Genomic DNA, 18,909 nt, shown 5'->3' with positions numbered 1-18,909 from the left:
CCGCAAAGGAGGATACCGCGGTGAGAAAACCGATTATTGCCGGCAACTGGAAAATGTTTAAGACGGTTAAGGAAGCCCTCGCCTTCGCCGAAGAAGTCAAAGGCAAGGCAGAGGTGGATGGCGTCGAAAGCGTCATCTGCGCTCCCTTTACCAACCTGCCCGCCCTGGTGGAAGCATTCAAGGGCACGACGATCAAGGTCGGCGCGCAGAACCTTCACTGGGCGGACAATGGCGCCTACACGGGCGAAATCAGCGGTGAAATGCTGAAGGAGCTTGGCGTGGACTATGTCATCATCGGCCACTCCGAGCGCCGGGAATATTTTGCCGAGACGGACGAGACGGTCAACAAGAAGATCAAAGCGGCCTTCAAATACGGGGTAACCCCGATCGTTTGCGTCGGCGAGAAGCTCGAAGAGCGCGAAGCGGGCCGCACCAAGGACGTCTGCAAGACGCAGACGGAAGCGGCTTTTGCGGGGCTCGACAAGGAACTGGCCGCTCAAACGGTCATCGCCTACGAACCGATCTGGGCCATCGGCACCGGCAAGTCCTCGACCTCCGAGGATGCCAACGAAGTCATCGCGTACATCCGCGAGCTGATCAAGGGCCTGTACGGAACCGAGACGGCGGAAGCAATCCGCATTCAGTACGGCGGAAGCGTCAAGCCGGCGAACGTCAAGGAATACATGGGCATGTCCGACATCGACGGCGCGCTCGTGGGCGGCGCCAGTCTGGAACCGGCGTCCTACATCCAACTGGTTGAGGGGGCGCGCTGATCATGACGAGACCCAAACCGGCAGCGCTGATCATCCTCGACGGCTTCGGCCTCCGCAATGACACGCAAGGCAATGCGGTCGCCGCAGCCAAGAAGCCCAACTTCGACAAACTCTGGGCGGAATACCCGCATACGCAGCTCGGCGCAAGCGGCGAATCCGTCGGCCTGCCCGACGGCCAGATGGGCAACTCCGAAGTCGGCCATCTGAATATCGGCTCCGGACGCATCATCTACCAGGACTTGACCCGCGTCACCAAGTCGATCCGCGACGGCGAGTTCTTTGAGAACGAGCACCTGGCCGGCGCCGTTCGCCAGGCCAAGGAAAACGGCAAGAAGCTGCACCTGTTCGGCCTCTTGTCCAATGGCGGCGTACACAGCCACATCGACCATGTATTCGCCCTTCTGGAGCTGGCCAAGCGCGAAGGCTTGAACGAAGTTTACGTTCACGCCTTCATGGATGGCCGCGACGTGGCCCCGAGCTCGGGCCGCGACTTCATCGAAGAGCTGGAAGCCAAGATCAAGGAGATCGGCGTCGGCAAGATCGCCACGGTCATCGGCCGCTACTATGCGATGGACCGCGATAAGCGCTGGGAACGCGTCGAGAAGGCTTACCGCGCCATCGTGTACGGCGAAGGCCTGCAGTACAACAGCGCCGTGGAAGCCGTCGTGAAGTCGTATGAAAACTCCGTATTCGACGAATTCATTCTGCCGTCGGTCATCACCGACGCCGAAGGCCATACGTCGGGAACGGTAGGAAGCGGCGACTCGATCATCTTCTTCAACTTCCGCCCGGACCGCGCGATTCAGCTGTCCCAGGCGTTCACCGTCGACGATTTCGCCGGCTTCGACCGCGGCCCGCAACATCCGCATGACCTTCGCTTCGTCTGCATGACGACGTACAGCGAGACGGTCAACGGCGATGTGGCGTTCCCCCCGAAGGTCATCGACGATACGCTCGGTTTGACACTTTCCAAGAACGGTCTCAAGCAACTTCGCACCGCGGAGACGGAGAAGTACCCACACGTCACCTTCTTCTTCAACGGCGGCAAGGAAGTTCAGTATGAAGGGGAGACCCGCATCCTGATCAACTCGCCGAAGGTCGCCACCTACGACCTTCAGCCGGAGATGAGCGCGTACGAGCTGACGGATTCGACGCTGACGGAGATCGCCGCCGACAAGCACGACGTGATCATCCTCAACTTCGCCAATCCGGACATGGTCGGGCACTCCGGTCTGATGGAGCCGACGATCAAAGCCGTGGAAACCGTCGACGAATGCCTCGGTAAGCTCTATGATGCGATCACTGCCAAGGGAGGCGTGATGATGATCACCGCCGACCACGGCAACGCCGACATCGTCCGCGACAAAGAAGATAAACCGTTCACCGCCCACACGACTCAGCCGGTTCCCTTCATCGTAACCGACAAGAGCGTGGAGCTGCGCGAAGGCGGCATTCTGGCCGATCTCGCTCCGACTCTGCTCGATCTGATCGGCGTGGAACAGCCGGCCGCCATGTCCGGCAAGACCCTGATCCAGGGCCGCAAGTAATTCGGTTCGCCGGGAGGGGCTGTAACCTCGGCTTCTCCCTTCATCCATATCCCACTACGAACAAGGAGTGTTCTTCGAAATGACGATTATCTCTGACGTATACGCTCGCGAAGTCCTCGACTCCCGCGGCAACCCTACCGTCGAAGTTGAAGTTTACCTGGAATCCGGTGCCAAGGGCCGTGCCATCGTGCCGTCCGGCGCATCCACCGGCGCTCACGAAGCCGTTGAGCTTCGCGACGAAGACAAATCCCGCTACCTTGGCAAAGGCGTTCTGAAAGCCGTTGAGAACGTCAACGAGCACATCGCTCCGGAAATCATCGGCCTCGACGCTCTCGATCAAGTCGCCATCGACACGAAGATGATCGAGCTTGACGGAACCGAGAACAAAGCCAAATTCGGCGCCAACGCCATCCTGGCCGTTTCCATGGCCGTGGCCCGGGCTGCTGCCGACGCCCTCGACGTACCGCTGTACAACTACCTGGGCGGCTTCAACGCCAAGACCCTGCCGGTTCCGATGATGAACATCGTCAACGGCGGCGCACACGCCGACAACAACGTCGACGTTCAGGAATTCATGGTTCTGCCGGTCGGCGCGCCTTCCTTCAAGGAAGCTCTCCGCTGGGGCGCTGAAATCTTCCACAGCCTGAAGTCCGTACTGAAGGGCAAGGGCCTGAACACCGCAGTCGGCGACGAAGGCGGTTTTGCTCCGAACCTGGCCTCCAACGAAGAAGCCATCGTGACGATCATCGAAGCCATCGAAAAAGCCGGCTACAAGCCGGGCGTCGACGTCTTCCTGGGCATGGACGTCGCTTCGACCGAGTTCTTCAAGGACGGCAAGTACCACCTGGAAGGCGAAGGCAAGGCCTTTACCCCCGCTGAATTCGTGGACCTGCTCGCTTCTTGGGCTGACAAGTACCCGATCATCACGATCGAAGACGGCTGCTCCGAAGACGACTGGGAAGGCTGGAAGCTGCTCACCGAGAAGCTCGGCGGCAAGGTTCAGCTGGTCGGTGACGACCTGTTCGTAACGAACACCAAGCGCCTGTCCAAGGGCATCGACGAAGACATCGCCAACGCCATCCTGGTTAAGGTTAACCAGATCGGTACGTTGACCGAAACCTTCGACGCCATCGAAATGGCGAAGCGCGCCGGTTACACGGCGATCGTCTCCCACCGTTCCGGCGAATCCGAAGACAGCACCATCGCCGACATCGTGGTAGCCACGAATGCCGGACAGATCAAGACCGGTGCTCCTTCCCGCACGGACCGCGTTGCGAAGTACAACCAATTGCTCCGCATCGAAGATCAACTTCCGGTTTCCAACTACGCCGGCAAGAGCGCGTTCTATAACCTGAAGAACTTCAAGTAATAGGCCGCTTCGGCGCAGAGAAGCCCCTCCTTATCCAAGGAAGGGCTTCTTTTTTTGTTGCGATGGAGTGGCGGATGCATGGCATCGGCGATCCCGAGCTTCCGTTCGAACGCAGACGGCCGTTTGACTCTCCCTTATGCCGCTGACCGATAGAGCTGCCGGAAATCGCTTACGGAAGCGATACGATGTCGAGAATTTCCTCGGGCGAGGTCAGGGTGGCCTGAAGCTCCGGATAGGCTTCCCGCAGCTTAGCGAGATAGCGCTCTTTAAGACCGGAATCGGAAGCCGCAACCGGGGACAGCCGGCCATTCTTCGGCTCGTAGAGCACCCCATCCGGGTCCTCGAAGCGCAGCATGCCGGAGTCGGCGGAAGCCGGGACGACCTTCAGACTGGAATCCACGGCTAGCCACTTTTGAACCTTCGGGTTTTCCAGTCCCTGAACGGCATACAGCTCGCGGACCAAGTCGGAGCCCGCTACAAGCAAGAAACCGGAATTGGCCGCAAAGTCGAAGCTCGCCGCTTCAATCGTCGAGCCGGACGGAAGCGGCAGGGAATAAGAACGGAATTCGTCCGTATCACCGCTATCCGGGTCATATCGGCTGACAAGCCAAGCATGAGTCTTGTCGGAGCTGAGGGCAGCGGCGACTCGGTGCGAGGGCCGGTCAATCAGAAGGCCTCCGACGGTAGACCCGGGACTGCCCGTATAGATGGATTGTTTCCCGTCCTTAAGGATTTCCGGGGGTTGAGTCCGGTTGCCGGGAAGCTTGTCGGGAGAAACGGACAGGAAATGGCCGGGACTTGTCACGGCGAGATTTTCCTTGCCGTACCGGGTGTAGAAGGGCTCTTGTGAAGCTTTCCCTGTCACCGGTTCATAGGCGAAATAGCGCCAAACGTACGAGTTGTCCATAAACCCGACGAGCACCGTGCGATCATCGGCCCATCGCAGGTCTACAATCCCGGCCGTGTCTCTGGCAGATTTCCATTGGGTTCGTGTATCCAGGGGTTTTCCCGGATTCCCATCCCTCTGCACGAAGGCGAGCCGATATTGGCTTGCTTCATTGCCCTCCGAATAGGCGATCAAGGAACCGTTGGGAGAGACTTGAACCGCCCCCTGAACCGCGGAAGGGTCGCCGATCGGACGAAATCGATTGGCTTCAGGGTCGGCTAAATAAGCATGGCGATCGGTTCGGATAACGACGGAAAAGTCCGCTTCCGGGCGGGAAGGGCCCTCGCTCGGCAAAATACTCGAAGAGGTCCGGACGCCGGGATCGCCCCCGAGAGAAGGGCTCGCAGCCGGGTTCAGGCCGTTCGAGGCACAGGCGGACAAGCCGATTAGCAGCAACGCACTGAGCAGGTAGCGGGGTCGTGTTCGCATGCCATTCCTCCGGGTGAGGGTAAGGAGAAGCCGATTTATTACCCTCAAGGATACCACTGCAGGTACTGAACATTCATCAAGGCTTTTTCCGATTCGTCATGAAAGGTCTCTTTGATTTTTTGGTTAAGGCTGTCGAGCTTGATTTTGGTTTCCTGCTGCAGATCGATATCCACGCTTCTGCCCTGCTTCACCAGCTTTTTGGATGCGGAGTCGATCGTCAGCTTGGAATTTCCGTCCACGATGGACGGGGAACTGTCGGTACCGTCAAAGACGAGATTTCCCACAGCCCCTTCCGGTACATCGACTGTCTCCGTTACGGCTACGGTTTTGGCTGCGAGATCGATGTCCCCCTTCTTGATTTTATTGCCATTGTCCGAAGTCTCCATGAATACAACATGCTTCATGTCCTTGGAAAATTGGGGGTACTCCAAGGTTCCAATCGCTTGCTCGGACGTATAAACCAAAGTGTCATCGATAAAATAGGAATCCTGGACCTGATCCTCCTGGCCTAATGGAATTTGTCCACGGTAGATGATGGAGCCGTTGGGCAACGGAGTGAACAAGGAGCCGACGTACCGCTTCAGAATCTGTTTACTAGCCACATCCACGATAAAGTATTCGGAGGTCGCCGGATTGACGTGACCCTCCACGCCGATGGTTTGATCGTTGATCCAATCGATTCCGACAATCGCATTGGAGTAAGCGGAGGGGATCGTCATCTCTTCCACTGCATTGCTGGAAAGATCGACGATGCCAAGCGACAAGCTTTCGCCGAGTTGGGGCTGTTCCGAATAGGCAAAGGCCACTTGTTTTGTGCCGCTATTCAGCGAAGGCATGACTTTGCCTCTGGAATCGCCGCCGAGCGGCGAGAGGCTATCCGTCTCGTCATCGAACAGATAGAGATTGTTATCCCGCTCGAAGACGGCGTGCTTGTAATTGAATTTGAAATGCTTGGCTTGTTCCGCTTTGGTATCGAAGCTATTGGCAAGCACGATTCCCGAAAAGACGACCGAGAAAGCGACGAATCCGGCAACGGCGGCAAGGATTCTCTTGTTTTTTCTCATATTATTGGAGCACCGTCCTTAAAGTCGAGAGATAAGTTCCTGTGACAAAATAGCGTCCCGTGTCTGTCGGCAGACTCGGATGGGCGGTGGAAAACTGACTGATCGTCTTGAATCCGATATAGATGTCGATATGGTACCCATTGATGGCACCGCCGGAGTCCTCCGCCGTTCGGACCCCGCTGTCGCTCGTAGCAGAGAGCCCTGCAAAGCTTACCCTTCCCCGATACCAGCTGCTGTCGTAATAGTTTTTCCGGGTAATGTAGGGCGAGTCCACCGCCATGGTCCGGTACTCGGTCGGCGAAGTTCCGGAAGCGGTCGTGGCCGATCCTTCCGTTATGCCTGTACAGGTATTTCCCGAAACGACTGCGCGGTACCATTTCAGAACGGAGGAGCGATCGTCGTAACCGGAACCCTGCAAGCATACATCCGCTTTGAAGGCGGTATCCGATCCCGATCGGGACCATAGAGCGGAATTGTATTCGGTGAGCAGAAACCGATTATAATAAGTCGAGCTTCCCGGAGTAACGGTGGTGCTATAGGAGTACCCATCAACGGTTGCCGTAATGGTAAAAGAAGAGACTCCATAGAATTCGATATACCCGGTGGTGTACCCGTCCGATGCAGTGGAAGAGGTCGGGTTTTTCACATATGCGTTGCTGCCGAGCGAGCTGCTTAAGGTGACCGTCTTGCCGCTCATGGCACTGCCCGTGGAGGAATCCAGAACGTAGATTTTGACTTGGGCTTGCCGGAGGACCCGGTCCTGCCCGGACGCATGTCCGGTCGAATTGGTATAATCGATTGCGGGCCAGCCCGAATAGGGCTTAAAGTAGGTGGAATAGTCATAGACGGCATTGGCGGAGGTTGACCACTTGGCGGTGGAGACCCCGCTGATATTTTGCGGAATCCACCAGTACGGTACGGAAATGGCCGCTACAGGCTGACCAGCCGCATAGACGGGCTTTGTTATATTCCCTGCTGTAAATAGCAGGATGAAGGCGATTCCCAACATCAAGCACTTCTTCATATTGGCTTTCATCGTTTGCCTCCCACGTTTTTTACTGGTTGCGATTTTTATCGAGCTTTCCCCATTGCAAGTACTTCCGTTCTCTTCGTCCTCCTTTCCCGCTGTCCGGGCCTGGCCGTCTCATAGAAAAGACGGATTCTTTGAGAAAATGGAATTTTACAGCCTGGATCATTCATATTTTACCAAATATTGTTTCAGATTCTTTTTATACCATTTGGTGAGATTTGTATGTGACCCTTTTCATAGAGCAAAGACCAAATTTTCAATTCTTACCCGATCGGGATACAAGTTGCGTCCGCTGTCGGAAACCCGGTAAGATGAAAGAAACGGATTCTTCGAAAGGAAGTGCGGGATGGGCAAATGGATGAGGGCGATCCTGTATCTGGCGGGATGCGCCTTCCTGACCCGGCTGCTGCCGACGGAGTTTTTTCGCAACGTCGACACCATGGTGCATGAATTCGGACACGCGGTAACGGTTCTGCTGCTGTCCGGGCGGGTAATGAGCATCAGCTTGTACGCCGACCACAGCGGGGTGACGCGGTCCTACTTAAGCTCGAACGGGTCGTTTATCCCGGTGTCGCTCGCCGGGTACATGACCGCCTCGCTGTTCGCCTGGCTGGTGTTCGCCCTGTATGCCCGCCGCCTCTATTCGGCCGGGCTGTGGATCGTTACGGCGGTCGCGGCCGTATCGCTCGCGCTGTTCGTGCGCAACGGCTTCGGCATGATCTGGCTCGCCGGCTTCCTCGGGCTTACCCTGCTCGTTCTGTTGCTTCCTTACGATAAGCTGCGGAAATACTACTTCTTATTCATCTGCTTCCTCTCGCTGGAGGAGTCGGTGATGGGCCCGCTTACGCTGGTGCTGCTGGCCCTGCGGTCCGGAGGCCGTGGAGCGGGGGATGCGGGTCTGTTGGCGCAGATTACGCCGCTTCCGGCTAGTCTATGGGCAGCGATTTTCTTCCTGTTCGCCCTCTGGTGCGCGAAGATGGCGATCGACGCCTTCAGCGGCCGTAGCCGACAGGCGCTTCCGGCTTCCGCGCCGCAAACGTCGGCGAACGATATTTATTCCACGAGGAGATGATTCCCTTGGCGAGAATTCCGATTGGCCTGCAGCTCTACACGCTGCGCGAAGACACCGAACGGGATATGGCCGGAACGCTGCGGCGAGTGGCCGCACTCGGTTATGAATCGGTGGAGTTTGCCGGATACGGCGGACTTCCGGCGCCGCAGCTCCGGGCGGTGCTGGCCGAGGCCGGCTTGACGGCTGTCTCCGCGCATGTTCCTTATGACCGTTTACTGAATCAATTGGAAGAGGAATTGTTCTACGCCAAAGAGCTTGGCCTGAGCTACTTGATCTTTCCCTGGGTGGAAGCGGACCGAATCCGCAGCGAGGCGGGACTCGACGAGTTGATCGGCAACCTGATCGCCATCGGCGAACAAATCCGCAAAGCGGGACTGGGCTTCTGCTACCACAACCATGAATTCGAGCTGGAGACCGTCGGCGGCGAACTGATCCTCGACCGGATCTACCGCAAGACCGACCCGGCTCTCTTGCAGGCGGAGCTGGATCTCTTTTGGCTCAAGAAAGCCGGTATCGACCCGAAGCATTACCTGCTCTCCTATACCGGCCGTGTCCGGATCGTCCACCTGAAGGACATGGAGGCGGGAGATGAAGGCTTCTTCGCAGAGGTGGGGCATGGGATTATGGACATTCCGGCGCTGCTTGAGGCGGCGGCCGAGGCAGGCGTGAAGCATCTCTTGGTAGAACAGGACATCTGCCGGCGCTCGCCTTGGGAGAGCATTGAGTTGAGCATCGGTTACCTGCGCCAGCTTGGAGCGGCCAAGCCGCTGGCTTGACGAGCCAAGATGGGCTGTGAGCCGATTGGTTGGCCGAAGGATACGTGAATACTGCGAGCTAGAGACCTGCGAAAGCGGGTCTTTTTCTTTTTTAACCGGCAGAAAAGGGATAGGAGCCTACCACACGGCCCACCGATTGCACAGGAAAGGGGAAGTAACAGTTTGGAAACGGAAGCCGTGACAGGCCGAGAACTCTCCCGGCCCACGGAACCCCATTCGGAGAGACGTTGGCAAAATAATCCTTGACACGAAGAACTCCATCTTGTATGGTTAGTTACATAAGTAATTAACCAGTGTGGTGGTGAACGTATGAAAGAGCTTATCGACGACAGCCGGCCCATTTTCGTGCAGATCGCCGAGAGGATCGAGAACGACATCCTGTCGGGCAATCTTCCCGAGGAAAGCCAGGCTCCCTCTACCAATCAGTTCGCTGCCCATTACCAGATCAATCCGGCGACGGCTGCCAAGGGCATCAATCTATTGGTCGAGGAAGGCATTCTGTACAAGAAGCGGGGGATCGGCATGTTTGTGGTCGAAGGGGCCAGGGAGAAGCTGGCGGAGAAGCGCAGGGGGCAATTCTACGAGCAATACGTGGAGACGATGCTGAGGGAAGCGGAGAAGCTCGCGATAAGCCGCGAGGACGTCGTCCGCATGATCGAACAGGGAGGCGGAAAGTCATGACGAATGCCGTGGTGGAGACAAAAGGGCTTACCAAGCGGTACGGGGAAGTCGCCGCGCTGGACGGCGTCGATTTGGCGCTGGAGGGCAATCAGATCATTGGGCTATTGGGACGCAACGGGGCGGGGAAGACGACCCTGATGCATATTTTGACGGCTCAGTTGTTTCCGAGCGGCGGAGAGGTTCGCGTCTGCGGAGAGAATCCGTACGAGAACGGGAAAGCCCTAAAGAATATCTGCTTCATCAAGGAAAGCCAGGCTTATCCGAAAAGCTTCAAGGTTGCCGATCTGATCTCGCTCGCTCCGGGAATCTTCCCAAATTGGGATTCAGCATATGCCAATAGACTGCTGAAGGAATTCGAGCTCCCCTCCAAGCGGACCATCGGCAAGCTGTCGCGCGGCATGGTCTCTGCGCTAGGCATCGTCGTCGGGCTCGCCAGCCGGGCACCGCTGACGATCTTCGACGAACCGTATCTGGGCCTGGATGCGGCGTCCCGCACGCTGTTCTACGACCTGCTGCTGCAGGATTACACGGAACATCCCCGGACGGTCGTTCTGTCCACCCACTTGATCGATGAGATCAACCGCTTGTTGGAGCATGTGGTGATTCTGGACCGCGGCCGGGTTCTGCTCGATATGGAAGCGGACCGGTTCCGGGGAATGGGCTATACCGCCACCGGCAACGGCGAGCGTCTGCACGCTTTCGCCGCCGGCAAGCAAGTGCTTCACGAGGACAGCTTCGGCGCCATGCGCTCCGCTGTGCTCTGGGGCGAATGCGGAGCGGCGGAACGGCGGCAGGCCGCGGAGCTCGGCCTCGAGCTCGGTCCGGTTTCAGTGCAGCAGTTATTCGTCCACCTGACCTCGAACGGGCAAGCGGCCAAAGGAGGAGAACGCAAATGAACACAAGCGCAATCAAGACGTTGCTTCGCATGCATTGGGTGAACGTCCGCCTCAGCATCCGCATCTTCTGGGCAATTCTGCTGCTCGTCGGAGTGCTGGCCTTTGCTCTGGTCTCGATCTTCGGCAACTCCGAAAGGACGAATGTCAATACCGGTGCGATCGCCGCCGTCACCATCTACCTGCTCGTGACCAGTCTGATCGTGGTCAGCGAGACCTTTCCCTTCGCGCTGGGAATGAGTTTCCGCCGCAAGGATTATTACGCTTCGGCCGTCCTGCTGCTGACGGGCTTGACCTTGGCCTTTACGGCGGCGTCCTGGCTCTTCATGGTCATCGAGCAGCGAATCGCGGAATGGCTGGGCGTGAGGGTGACCGTGTTCACCGTCGGCGACAAAGGGCAGGTCTCCGTCACCGATCAGCTTTCGCTTTACCTGGGTACAGGTTTGCTCGTGATCGCCGTCGGGTTTTTCCTCGGCCTCCTGCATTACCGCTTTGGCAAGACGGGCGTGCTGACAGCGGCGGGGATCGTCCTCGTGCTGATCGTCCTGCTTCATCTGGGCGGCGGCAATCCGTTTGTCGAGTGGTACCGGGCGGCCGGTTCGTTCAAGGGCTTCATGGCGACGCTGCTGATACCCGCCGCTCTCCTCTTCGGCGCAGGCTATCCGCTCACGTTAAGGATGGGGGCAAAGGGTTGACCGGAAAACCCGCCTCCGGCTTGCCGGAATGGGCGGGCTATGGTACAATTAGCTTTGCTATGTATTAGGACGGTTTGGATGCGTCCGGCTTCAAGGAGGTGGAAGTATGGAATTATTCCTGAAAGTACTGCTCGTGATCGTGTGCGTCGGCCTGATCGCTGTTGTTCTCTTGCAGAAAGGGAAGAGCGCTGGTCTTTCGGGCGCCATCTCCGGGGGTGCGGAGCATCTCTTCGGGAAACAGAAGGCTCGCGGAATGGATCTGCTGCTGTCCCGGGTGACGGTGGTACTCGCGGTTCTGTTTATCATCGTTTCGATGGCGTTGGCTTTCGCAACGCGAGTTTAAAGCGAATCAAGTGAAAGAGGCGGGGCTTTGACGCTCCCGCCTCTTTTTGATAAGGGGCGGCCCAGTTCCGCTGACAGATGGATAAGGATACCCGCTGATTCCGCATCGGTATACGCCAAGCGCCGAGGACGCCGGCCTGCGTATGCCCTTGGGGATTTTCTTTTGCCGTCCGGGGCTGGTAAAATATTCTCGAAATGCCCGGACCGGCATACGCCAGCCCCTATCCCGCGAATTTGCCGCGAATCGGGGAATGTCCGGGCCGAAATGGGTAAATACTGAGGAAAGCTGCATCTTGATCGGCATCATACTCGAATAAGCAGGTGACGTTATGGCAACAGAGCAGGACGTGCTCGATTATATGGCCCGGGACGACTACCGGCCGCTGACGTATCAGGAGCTGGAAAAGGAATTTGCCCCGGAGGGGGCCGAGGAGTTCAAGGAATTTCTCAAGCTGTTGAACACGCTCGAAGAGAGCGGCCGCATCTACCGCAACCGCGGCAACCGCTACGGGCTGCCGGAGAGGATGAATCTGATCCGCGGCCGGATGCAGGCGCATCAGAAGGGCTTCGGGTTCCTCATTCCCGAGGACCGGGAGCGCCCAGATATCTACATTCCCGCCTCCGACATGGGCGGCGCGATGAACGGCGACACCGTCCTGGTGCGCATCTCCTCGAAGGCTTCCCCCAGCGGCAAAGTCGAGGGGGAAGTCGTCATCATCGTCAAACGGGCTACCCAGCAGGTGGTGGGCACGTTCCAGAATTTCGAAAGCTACGGGTTCTTGGTTCCCGACGACAAGCGCCTGGTACGGGATATCTTCATCCCGCCACATGCCTCGATGGGGGCGGTCACGGGACAGAAGGTCGTGGCCCGCATTGTCAATTACCCCGAGGGCCGTTCGTCGGCGGAGGGGGAAATCATCGAGATTCTCGGGCATAAGGACGACCCGGGCATCGACATTCTCTCCATCATCCGGCAATTCCAACTGCCGGAGGCGTTCCCCGAGGAAGTGATGGCCGAGGCCGACCAGGCTCCGGAGACTATCCGCGAGGAGGACCTGAAGGGCCGGCGCGACCTGCGCGGCGAGAAGATTGTCACGATCGACGGCGAAGACGCCAAGGACCTCGACGACGCCGTCGTGGTGCGCAAGCTGGACAACGGCAATTATCACCTTGGGGTGCATATCGCCGACGTCAGCTATTACGTCCGCGAGGGCTCGGAGCTGGACAAGGAAGCGTACAACCGCGGGACCAGCGTCTACCTGGTTGACCGGGTCATTCCGATGCTGCCGCACCGGCTCTCCAACGGCATCTGCAGCCTGAACCCGAAGGTCGACCGGCTGACCATGTCCTGCGAGATGGAGATCAACGCGAGCGGCGACGTGGTGAAGCATGACATTTTCCCGAGCGTCATCAAGACGGTCGAGCGCATGACGTACACCAACGTCCGCAAAATCCTCCAGGGCGAGGACGAAGAAGTGACGGAACGCTACCGGGATCTGGTGGACGAGTTCAAGCTGATGGAGGAGCTCGCGCTGAAGCTGCGGAACAAGCGGATGACGCGCGGAGCGGTGGATTTCAACTTCACCGAAGCGAAGATTCTCGTCGACGAGAACGGCAAGCCGACGGATATCGTTAAGCGCGAGCGGTCGATCGCCGAGCAGATCATCGAGGAGTTCATGCTGAAGGCGAACGAGACGGTGGCGGAGCATTTCCACTGGCTGAAGGTGCCGTTCCTGTACCGCGTGCACGAGGAGCCGGATGCCGAGAAGCTGCTGCGCTTCGCCGAGTTCGTGACGGGCTTCGGTTATGCCCTGAAGGGCGGTAAAGGCGGCAAAATGCACCCGCGCCAGCTTCAGGACATTCTCGGCGAGATCGCCGGTACCAAGGAAGAAACGGTCATCAGCACGGTGCTGCTGCGCTCGATGAAGCAGGCCCGCTACGACTCGCAGAGCCTCGGCCATTTCGGGCTGGCCTCCGAGTTCTATTCGCACTTCACTTCGCCGATCCGCCGCTACCCCGACCTCATCATCCATCGCGTCATCCGCGAGGTGCTGGAGAACGGGGGAGCGCTCAGCGATCAGCGGCATGAACAATTAACGGCGCGAATGGATGACTACGCGAAGCAATCCTCCGACCGCGAACGGCTGGCCGTCGAGGCCGAGCGCGAGACGGATGCGCTCAAGAAGGCCGAATTCATGCTGGACAAGGTGGGCGAGGAATTCGAAGGCCTTATCTCCAGCGTGACCAACTTCGGCATCTTCGTCGAGCTGCCGAATACGGTGGAAGGCCTTATCCGGATGACCGACTTGTCGGATGATTATTATGTCTACCACGAAGCCCAGCACATGCTGGTGGGCGAACGGACGGGCCGGACCTTCCGCCTCGGCGACGAGATCAAGGTCCGCGTGGCGAAGGTGAACCTGGACGAGCGCAATATCGACTTCGAGCTCGTCGACATGAAGCCGCGCCGCCGCGGAGAAGGCGGCGAAGGCCGCGGGCCCCGCGGCAAGCAGCGGACAACGGTCGGCAGCGACCGGAAGGGCCGGGGCGTGCCGTTCGACGCGCCGGGACGCCGCGACCGTGGCGGCAAGGGCAAGCGCCGCAAGGGCGAGACGCCAGCTGCGCAAGCGAACGGCGGGCGCGCGCAGGTGAGCGGCGCCGAAGCGGAGCGCGCTACGGGCGGCAGTCCGGCCGGCGGTACGCCGGAAGCGGGCGCGCCCGCCGGCGCAGGCAAGCGCAGCAAGCGCAAGCGCGGCGGCAGCGAGGCACCGGCGGCGGAGCAGTCGCTCGTCGCGGGTGTAGGCGGCAAGCGCCGCCGGGGCAAGGGCGGCTTCGCCGTCGGCCCGGCTGCGGGCGACGCCCCGCTCGGCGCAGAGAGCGCGCCGCGGCCGGACCAGGGCGGCGAGCGCTCCGCGCGGCCGCGCCACGACAACGGCGGCTTTGCGGCCGACGCGCCGGGACACCCCGGCACGGGCAGCGGGCGCAGCCGCAAGAAGGGCAAGGGCGGCGGCGTGCCGGCGGCGGCAGGCGCGGCAGCCGGAGCAGCTCCGCGCGGCGGCAAGCCGGACCGGCGCGGCAGCGCGGCCAAGCGGCGCGCCGAGGACAAGAAGCGCCAGGAGGAGAGCGACATCTGGCTGGGCGGCGGCGGACGCCGCGAGAAGCCGGGCATCGCCTTCTACGGCGGCGCTGCGGCGGCATGGGCCAAGCCTTCTCCGTCCCCCGCGCCAGCAGCGAAACCGGCAGCGGAGGACGGCCAAGCGCCGGCCTCGGCCAAGCGCCGCAAAGCCAAGGCTAAGCCCGCACCGGAAGCAACCGGCGGCGAGCTGCACAAGGCGGACCGGGCTGCGGAACAGCCCGCCTCGGCCGAAGCCGCGTCGAAGGCGGCTAAGCCTGCCGTGAAGAAGCGGCGGCAGCCAAAGGTGAAGCCGCTCTTGCACGCGACTCCCATCGAGCAGGCAGCCGAGGAGCCGAAGAAGCCGAAGCGCAAGCGGTCGCCCAAGAAGAAGCCCGAACAGCCTTCGCAGGGCCCGCAAGCCCCGCAGGAATAAGCGAGGCCTCGTTCTTCTGGAGCAGAGAGCAGAGCGCAACGAATCCCCAAACGACCCACTCCGCTAGGCAGCGGTTAAGCGATACGATGACGATGAATCAACGACTCGTACCCGTTCGAACCCTTGCCGACAACCGGCCTTCCTATAGGAAAGCCGAACAAGCGGACCGGCGTTTGGGGATTTTCTTTTCTCGGCCGGGCCGCCTCGTTCGTTCGGGACAGTTCGGGTATAGGCGTGCTCTCCCCTTGATTTGTCCGGCGGCAGTTTGATACAATGGGTTCCTGAGCACAGACGGGACGCGGCTTTGCGGTCGTCCGGCTCAGCGTAAAAAGCGCCGGCACCTTGAAGGAGTGAACCCCATGGCGAAGAAGGATGACAGCGAGCACAAGTCGCTCGCCCAGAACAAAAAAGCTTCCCATGATTATTTCATCGAGGAAACCTTTGAATGCGGCATGGTACTGACCGGCACGGAGATTAAGTCGCTACGCGGCGGCAAGGCGAACCTGTCGGACAGCTTTGCGACGATCCGCAATGGCGAGGCGTTCGTGCACAACCTGCACATCAGCCCATTCGAGCAGGGCAACCGCAGCAACCCGAGCGATCCCACCCGGGCCCGCAAGCTGCTGCTGCACCGCGCCCAGATCAACAAGCTGCTCGGGCTCGTCAAGCAGGAGGGCTACACGCTGGTGCCGCTGAAGATCTACACGCGCAACGGCTACGCCAAGCTGCTGATCGGCCTCGGCCGAGGCAAGAAGAATTACGACAAGCGCCAGGACGCGGCGAAGAAGGACGCCAACCGCGACATCGCCCGCGCGCTGCGCGAGAAACAGAAGGTCGCCCGGTAATCAGGTCTGCATGGCCGGAGGATCGGACGAAAAGAAGGAAGGACAGGAAGCTCTTGCTTGCCTTCCGCAGCTTTCCCAGAGCCTTTTTGATTCCGATGTGGTATACTGGGGAAGTACTAAACAAAGCATCACTTATTCAGGCTCGTCTTTGATCCGGAAGGGTCCGGCGACCTCATCATGGGGGCGTTTTGGGATTCGACGGGGATAGTTCGGGCATGGATAGCGGGTAGTGGGGCTGTGTCCACTCTAAAACGCGGAAGCCTATTAAACGGCAAACAACAAAACACCTACGCTTTCGCAGCTTAATAACCTGTGAGCGTGCTTCTACCTTCCATCGCCCATGTGGCAGGCTAGGGGCTAACCTATAGTGGGATACGCTGTCTCATCTCCGCCTGGGGTGAGCTGAAGAAGACAATCAGGCTGACCTTTTGAGGACCCCGTTGCAGGGGGCCGCCTAAGGTGACATCAAAACTGCAACTACACCCGTAGAAGTCTATGTTGCGTTATCTTCGGACAGGGGTTCAACTCCCCTCGCCTCCATAGGTAGTATCAGTGAGCGTGCTCTAAAAGGGCATGCTCACTGTTTTTTTATACGGATGTTGCTAAACATGATGATCAACGCTTATCTTGATGTGGCTTTACATGTGTTCTGGTCATGTACATAATGAGTATCCCTGATCCTTTGCGAGGAAAGAGGGGATTACTATGGATATATGAAACTAACAGCACAACTTAACGTATTTCTGATTAAAAATACAGGGAGTGGTACGATTTGGAACAAAAAACAGGGTTGACTATTCTCCAAACAATTAGATACTTACAGTTGTTTTATAAGGAGAATCTTTCTAATTACAAATTAATGGGGGATCGTAAAATCAGACTCAAGGCGGTCATAGCTTTGATCATATTGTTGATAGGTTTTACTATATTCGTTATTTCAAATTTTAACAATTCTGCTTCTTTATTTCTCATTAGTATTAGTTTGATGCTCACTGCATCTCTATTATTTATTAACGTTCTAAAATCATCAAGAAGGTATCTTTTCAATACTTTGACTGATTATCAGACCTTAATAAAGAACAATTTATCTTCTTTTGAAGAAGATATCTTACTTGCTTTTAGGACTGATGAATTTGAAAAAGAACTAAAAAATAAACATATAAGTCCTGAATATGTTCAAACAATAATAGACTATCTTGGTACAAGAAGTGAAAATATTAAAACCAAGAAATGGTTACCTGTGTCTGTTGGTGCAGTGGTGTTTTTTCCTCTCTGGTCAGAATATGTAGGGATACAATTAGGTAAAGGTCTTTCCAATACATTAGCAACCTCATTTATCGGGTTGATTATTACTTTTTTAGTGATCGGGACTAATGATATTCTAAAATCCTTCCTCTGGTCAGAAGCCCTACAATATGATTACCTAACTAGAATTTTGAAAATCGTATTAACATCAGAGTCATTCAGAACACCGTCTGAAAGTGCAAATTAATATTCATCAAGATTGCAACTACACCTGTAGAAGTCTATGTTGCGTTATCTTCGGACAGGGGTTTAACTCCCCTCTTCGTTACTGAAACCCGCTCCTAGAGCGGGTTTTCGTCTATTTAAAGGTCGAAAAGTAGTCATTTAATAGTTATTGGGAAATATCAAAGCGATTTATGAAAAGCCTGTAGCCTTTATGGCTACTTATTTTTTGTTATCTAATCTTCAATTATGTTAATTTGTTGCATCTATTAGCGCTTTTTTATGCAAAACTTTTTTGCTGACGGATAGATGTCGAATGTATTGTTGCCGATTGACAAAAAATGATTTCAAATAAAGGGACTTCCAGTTATTTTGTGGAATACTTCTGAAGGACTAACAAGCTGGATTATCGGAGTGAGATTAATGAAATTCTATATCGGAGTTACCGATGAGAACTGGTTTAAACATTTAGCGAATGAACAGTCTGACGAGCTAAATTTCTGGCAGCCAGGTGGCAAGCAATCATTTAAGGCAGTTCAGGCTAATGACCTCTTCCTGTTTAAACTTCATAATCCTAACAATTTTATTGTAGGCGGAGGTTTCTTTGTTCGCCATTCCTTTTTGCCTGTCTCCCTGGCTTGGGAAGCTTTCGGGAATAAAAATGGTGCAAGTGATTACATTAGCTTTCGGAATGCCATATATAAATATAGAAAAAGCGATTTTCGCTCAGAACCGGATCCAACAATAGGCTGCATCATTCTCTCTATGCCATTTTTCTTTGAGAAGAAGGATTGGATTCCTGTGCCTGAAGATTGGAAACCTAATATTGTTCAAGGTAAAACTTATGATACAAAAACTGAAATCGGTCAAAGGCTATATATGCAGGTTCATTCTACATTACAACGTTATTCAAGAATAGGAGTTGAACTTGTCAAAGAAGAGAGCGAAGCTAATAGATATGGAACGGCACAAGTTGTTTACCCTAGAATAGGTCAAGGAACGTTCAAGGTTATGGTTACTGAAGCATATCACAGACGATGCGCAATAACGGGAGAAAAAACACTGCCCGTATTGGAAGCAGCACATATAAGACCGTATTCTCAAAATGGTCCTCATTCTACAGACAACGGATTATTGTTGAGAAAAGATGTCCATACACTATTTGATAGAGGGTATATCACAATCAATGAGGGGCTACAGATAGAGGTCAGCAATAGAATTAAAGAAGACTACGGAAATGGTAAGGAGTATTATGCTTTCCATGGTAAGAAACTAGCTGAAATACCTGAATTGCAAAATGAAAGACCTTCTAAGCAGTTTTTGCTATGGCACAATGAAAATATTTATTTGGCATAACAGAGGTGGATTCACGATTTTCTACTTTGAGACCTATTAATCTAGATAGAGACAATTGACCAGTGCCCCCCCATCA

General features: G+C 56.4%; 16 protein-coding genes and 1 other RNA gene. 14 read left to right on the top strand and 3 right to left on the bottom strand.

Annotation, left to right across the window (positions count from 1 at the left end; translation table 11 throughout):
- The first annotated feature begins 20 nt into the window (after positions 1–20).
- From tpiA to eno, 3 genes are all read left to right on the top strand, one after another.
- On the top strand, positions 21–773 hold the full coding sequence (gene tpiA / locus ACSEXS_RS19980; protein ID WP_438435015.1) for a triose-phosphate isomerase: 753 nt from the start codon (positions 21–23) through the stop codon (positions 771–773).
- 2 nt (positions 774–775) lie between these two features.
- The gene (gene gpmI, locus ACSEXS_RS19975) at positions 776–2,320 is read left to right on the top strand and encodes a 2,3-bisphosphoglycerate-independent phosphoglycerate mutase (protein WP_438435014.1); all 1,545 of its coding nucleotides are present in this window, start codon (positions 776–778) and stop codon (positions 2,318–2,320) included.
- 79 nt (positions 2,321–2,399) lie between these two features.
- Positions 2,400–3,689: a phosphopyruvate hydratase gene (gene eno, locus ACSEXS_RS19970; protein ID WP_438435013.1), complete on the top strand. Its 1,290-nt coding sequence runs from the start codon at positions 2,400–2,402 to the stop codon at positions 3,687–3,689.
- Between the two features lie 169 nt (positions 3,690–3,858).
- On the opposite strand, the gene ACSEXS_RS19965 is transcribed toward eno, so the two are convergent.
- The 3 genes from ACSEXS_RS19965 to ACSEXS_RS19955 are packed head-to-tail and all read right to left on the bottom strand — an operon-like array spanning position 3,859 to position 7,164.
- Positions 3,859–5,064: a hypothetical protein gene (locus tag ACSEXS_RS19965; RefSeq protein WP_438435012.1), complete on the bottom strand. Its 1,206-nt coding sequence runs from the start codon at positions 5,062–5,064 to the stop codon at positions 3,859–3,861.
- Positions 5,065–5,108: 44 nt separating this feature from the next.
- Positions 5,109–6,128 (bottom strand): hypothetical protein, encoded by a 1,020-nt coding sequence (locus tag ACSEXS_RS19960; protein ID WP_438435011.1) that lies wholly within the window; start codon positions 6,126–6,128, stop codon positions 5,109–5,111.
- A gap of 1 nt (position 6,129) precedes the next feature.
- Complete coding sequence (locus ACSEXS_RS19955; protein ID WP_438435010.1) at positions 6,130–7,164, bottom strand: hypothetical protein; 1,035 nt, start codon at positions 7,162–7,164, stop codon at positions 6,130–6,132.
- A 340-nt stretch (positions 7,165–7,504) separates the two neighbouring features.
- On the opposite strand from ACSEXS_RS19955, the gene ACSEXS_RS19950 reads away from it, so the two are divergent.
- The 11 genes from ACSEXS_RS19950 (at position 7,505) to ACSEXS_RS19900 (ending at position 18,833) form a co-directional block, all read left to right on the top strand.
- The gene (locus ACSEXS_RS19950; RefSeq protein ID WP_438435009.1) at positions 7,505–8,230 is read left to right on the top strand and encodes a M50 family metallopeptidase; all 726 of its coding nucleotides are present in this window, start codon (positions 7,505–7,507) and stop codon (positions 8,228–8,230) included.
- A gap of 5 nt (positions 8,231–8,235) precedes the next feature.
- Positions 8,236–9,006, top strand: coding sequence for a sugar phosphate isomerase/epimerase family protein (locus tag ACSEXS_RS19945; protein WP_438435008.1), 771 nt, complete (start codon positions 8,236–8,238; stop codon positions 9,004–9,006).
- A 309-nt stretch (positions 9,007–9,315) separates the two neighbouring features.
- Positions 9,316–9,687: a GntR family transcriptional regulator gene (locus tag ACSEXS_RS19940; protein WP_438435007.1), complete on the top strand. Its 372-nt coding sequence runs from the start codon at positions 9,316–9,318 to the stop codon at positions 9,685–9,687.
- Complete coding sequence (locus ACSEXS_RS19935) at positions 9,684–10,583, top strand: ABC transporter ATP-binding protein (RefSeq protein ID WP_438435006.1); 900 nt, start codon at positions 9,684–9,686, stop codon at positions 10,581–10,583. Before ACSEXS_RS19940 ends, ACSEXS_RS19935 begins: the two co-directional genes overlap by 4 nt.
- On the top strand, positions 10,580–11,275 hold the full coding sequence (locus tag ACSEXS_RS19930) for a hypothetical protein (RefSeq protein ID WP_438435005.1): 696 nt from the start codon (positions 10,580–10,582) through the stop codon (positions 11,273–11,275). Before ACSEXS_RS19935 ends, ACSEXS_RS19930 begins: the two co-directional genes overlap by 4 nt.
- Before the next feature lie 106 nt (positions 11,276–11,381).
- On the top strand, positions 11,382–11,618 hold the full coding sequence (secG, locus tag ACSEXS_RS19925; RefSeq protein ID WP_438435004.1) for a preprotein translocase subunit SecG: 237 nt from the start codon (positions 11,382–11,384) through the stop codon (positions 11,616–11,618).
- 328 nt (positions 11,619–11,946) lie between these two features.
- A complete protein-coding gene (rnr, locus tag ACSEXS_RS19920; RefSeq protein ID WP_438435003.1) occupies positions 11,947–15,165 on the top strand; it encodes a ribonuclease R in 3,219 nt (1,072 codons plus the stop codon).
- 359 nt (positions 15,166–15,524) lie between these two features.
- Positions 15,525–16,010, top strand: a complete 486-nt coding sequence (gene smpB, locus ACSEXS_RS19915; protein WP_438435002.1) for an SsrA-binding protein SmpB — start codon at positions 15,525–15,527, stop codon at positions 16,008–16,010.
- 179 nt (positions 16,011–16,189) lie between these two features.
- Positions 16,190–16,553: a transfer-messenger RNA gene (ssrA, locus tag ACSEXS_RS19910) on the top strand.
- 229 nt (positions 16,554–16,782) lie between these two features.
- Positions 16,783–17,502 (top strand): hypothetical protein, encoded by a 720-nt coding sequence (locus ACSEXS_RS19905; protein ID WP_438435001.1) that lies wholly within the window; start codon positions 16,783–16,785, stop codon positions 17,500–17,502.
- 398 nt (positions 17,503–17,900) lie between these two features.
- The gene (locus ACSEXS_RS19900; RefSeq protein WP_438435000.1) at positions 17,901–18,833 is read left to right on the top strand and encodes an HNH endonuclease; all 933 of its coding nucleotides are present in this window, start codon (positions 17,901–17,903) and stop codon (positions 18,831–18,833) included.
- The last annotated feature ends 76 nt before the right edge of the window (positions 18,834–18,909 follow it).

The sequence above is a fragment of the Gorillibacterium terrae genome, assembly GCF_051594785.1.
Lineage (GTDB): Bacteria > Bacillota > Bacilli > Paenibacillales > NBRC-103111 > Gorillibacterium.
This window is presented reverse-complemented; position numbering and strand designations above follow the sequence as displayed.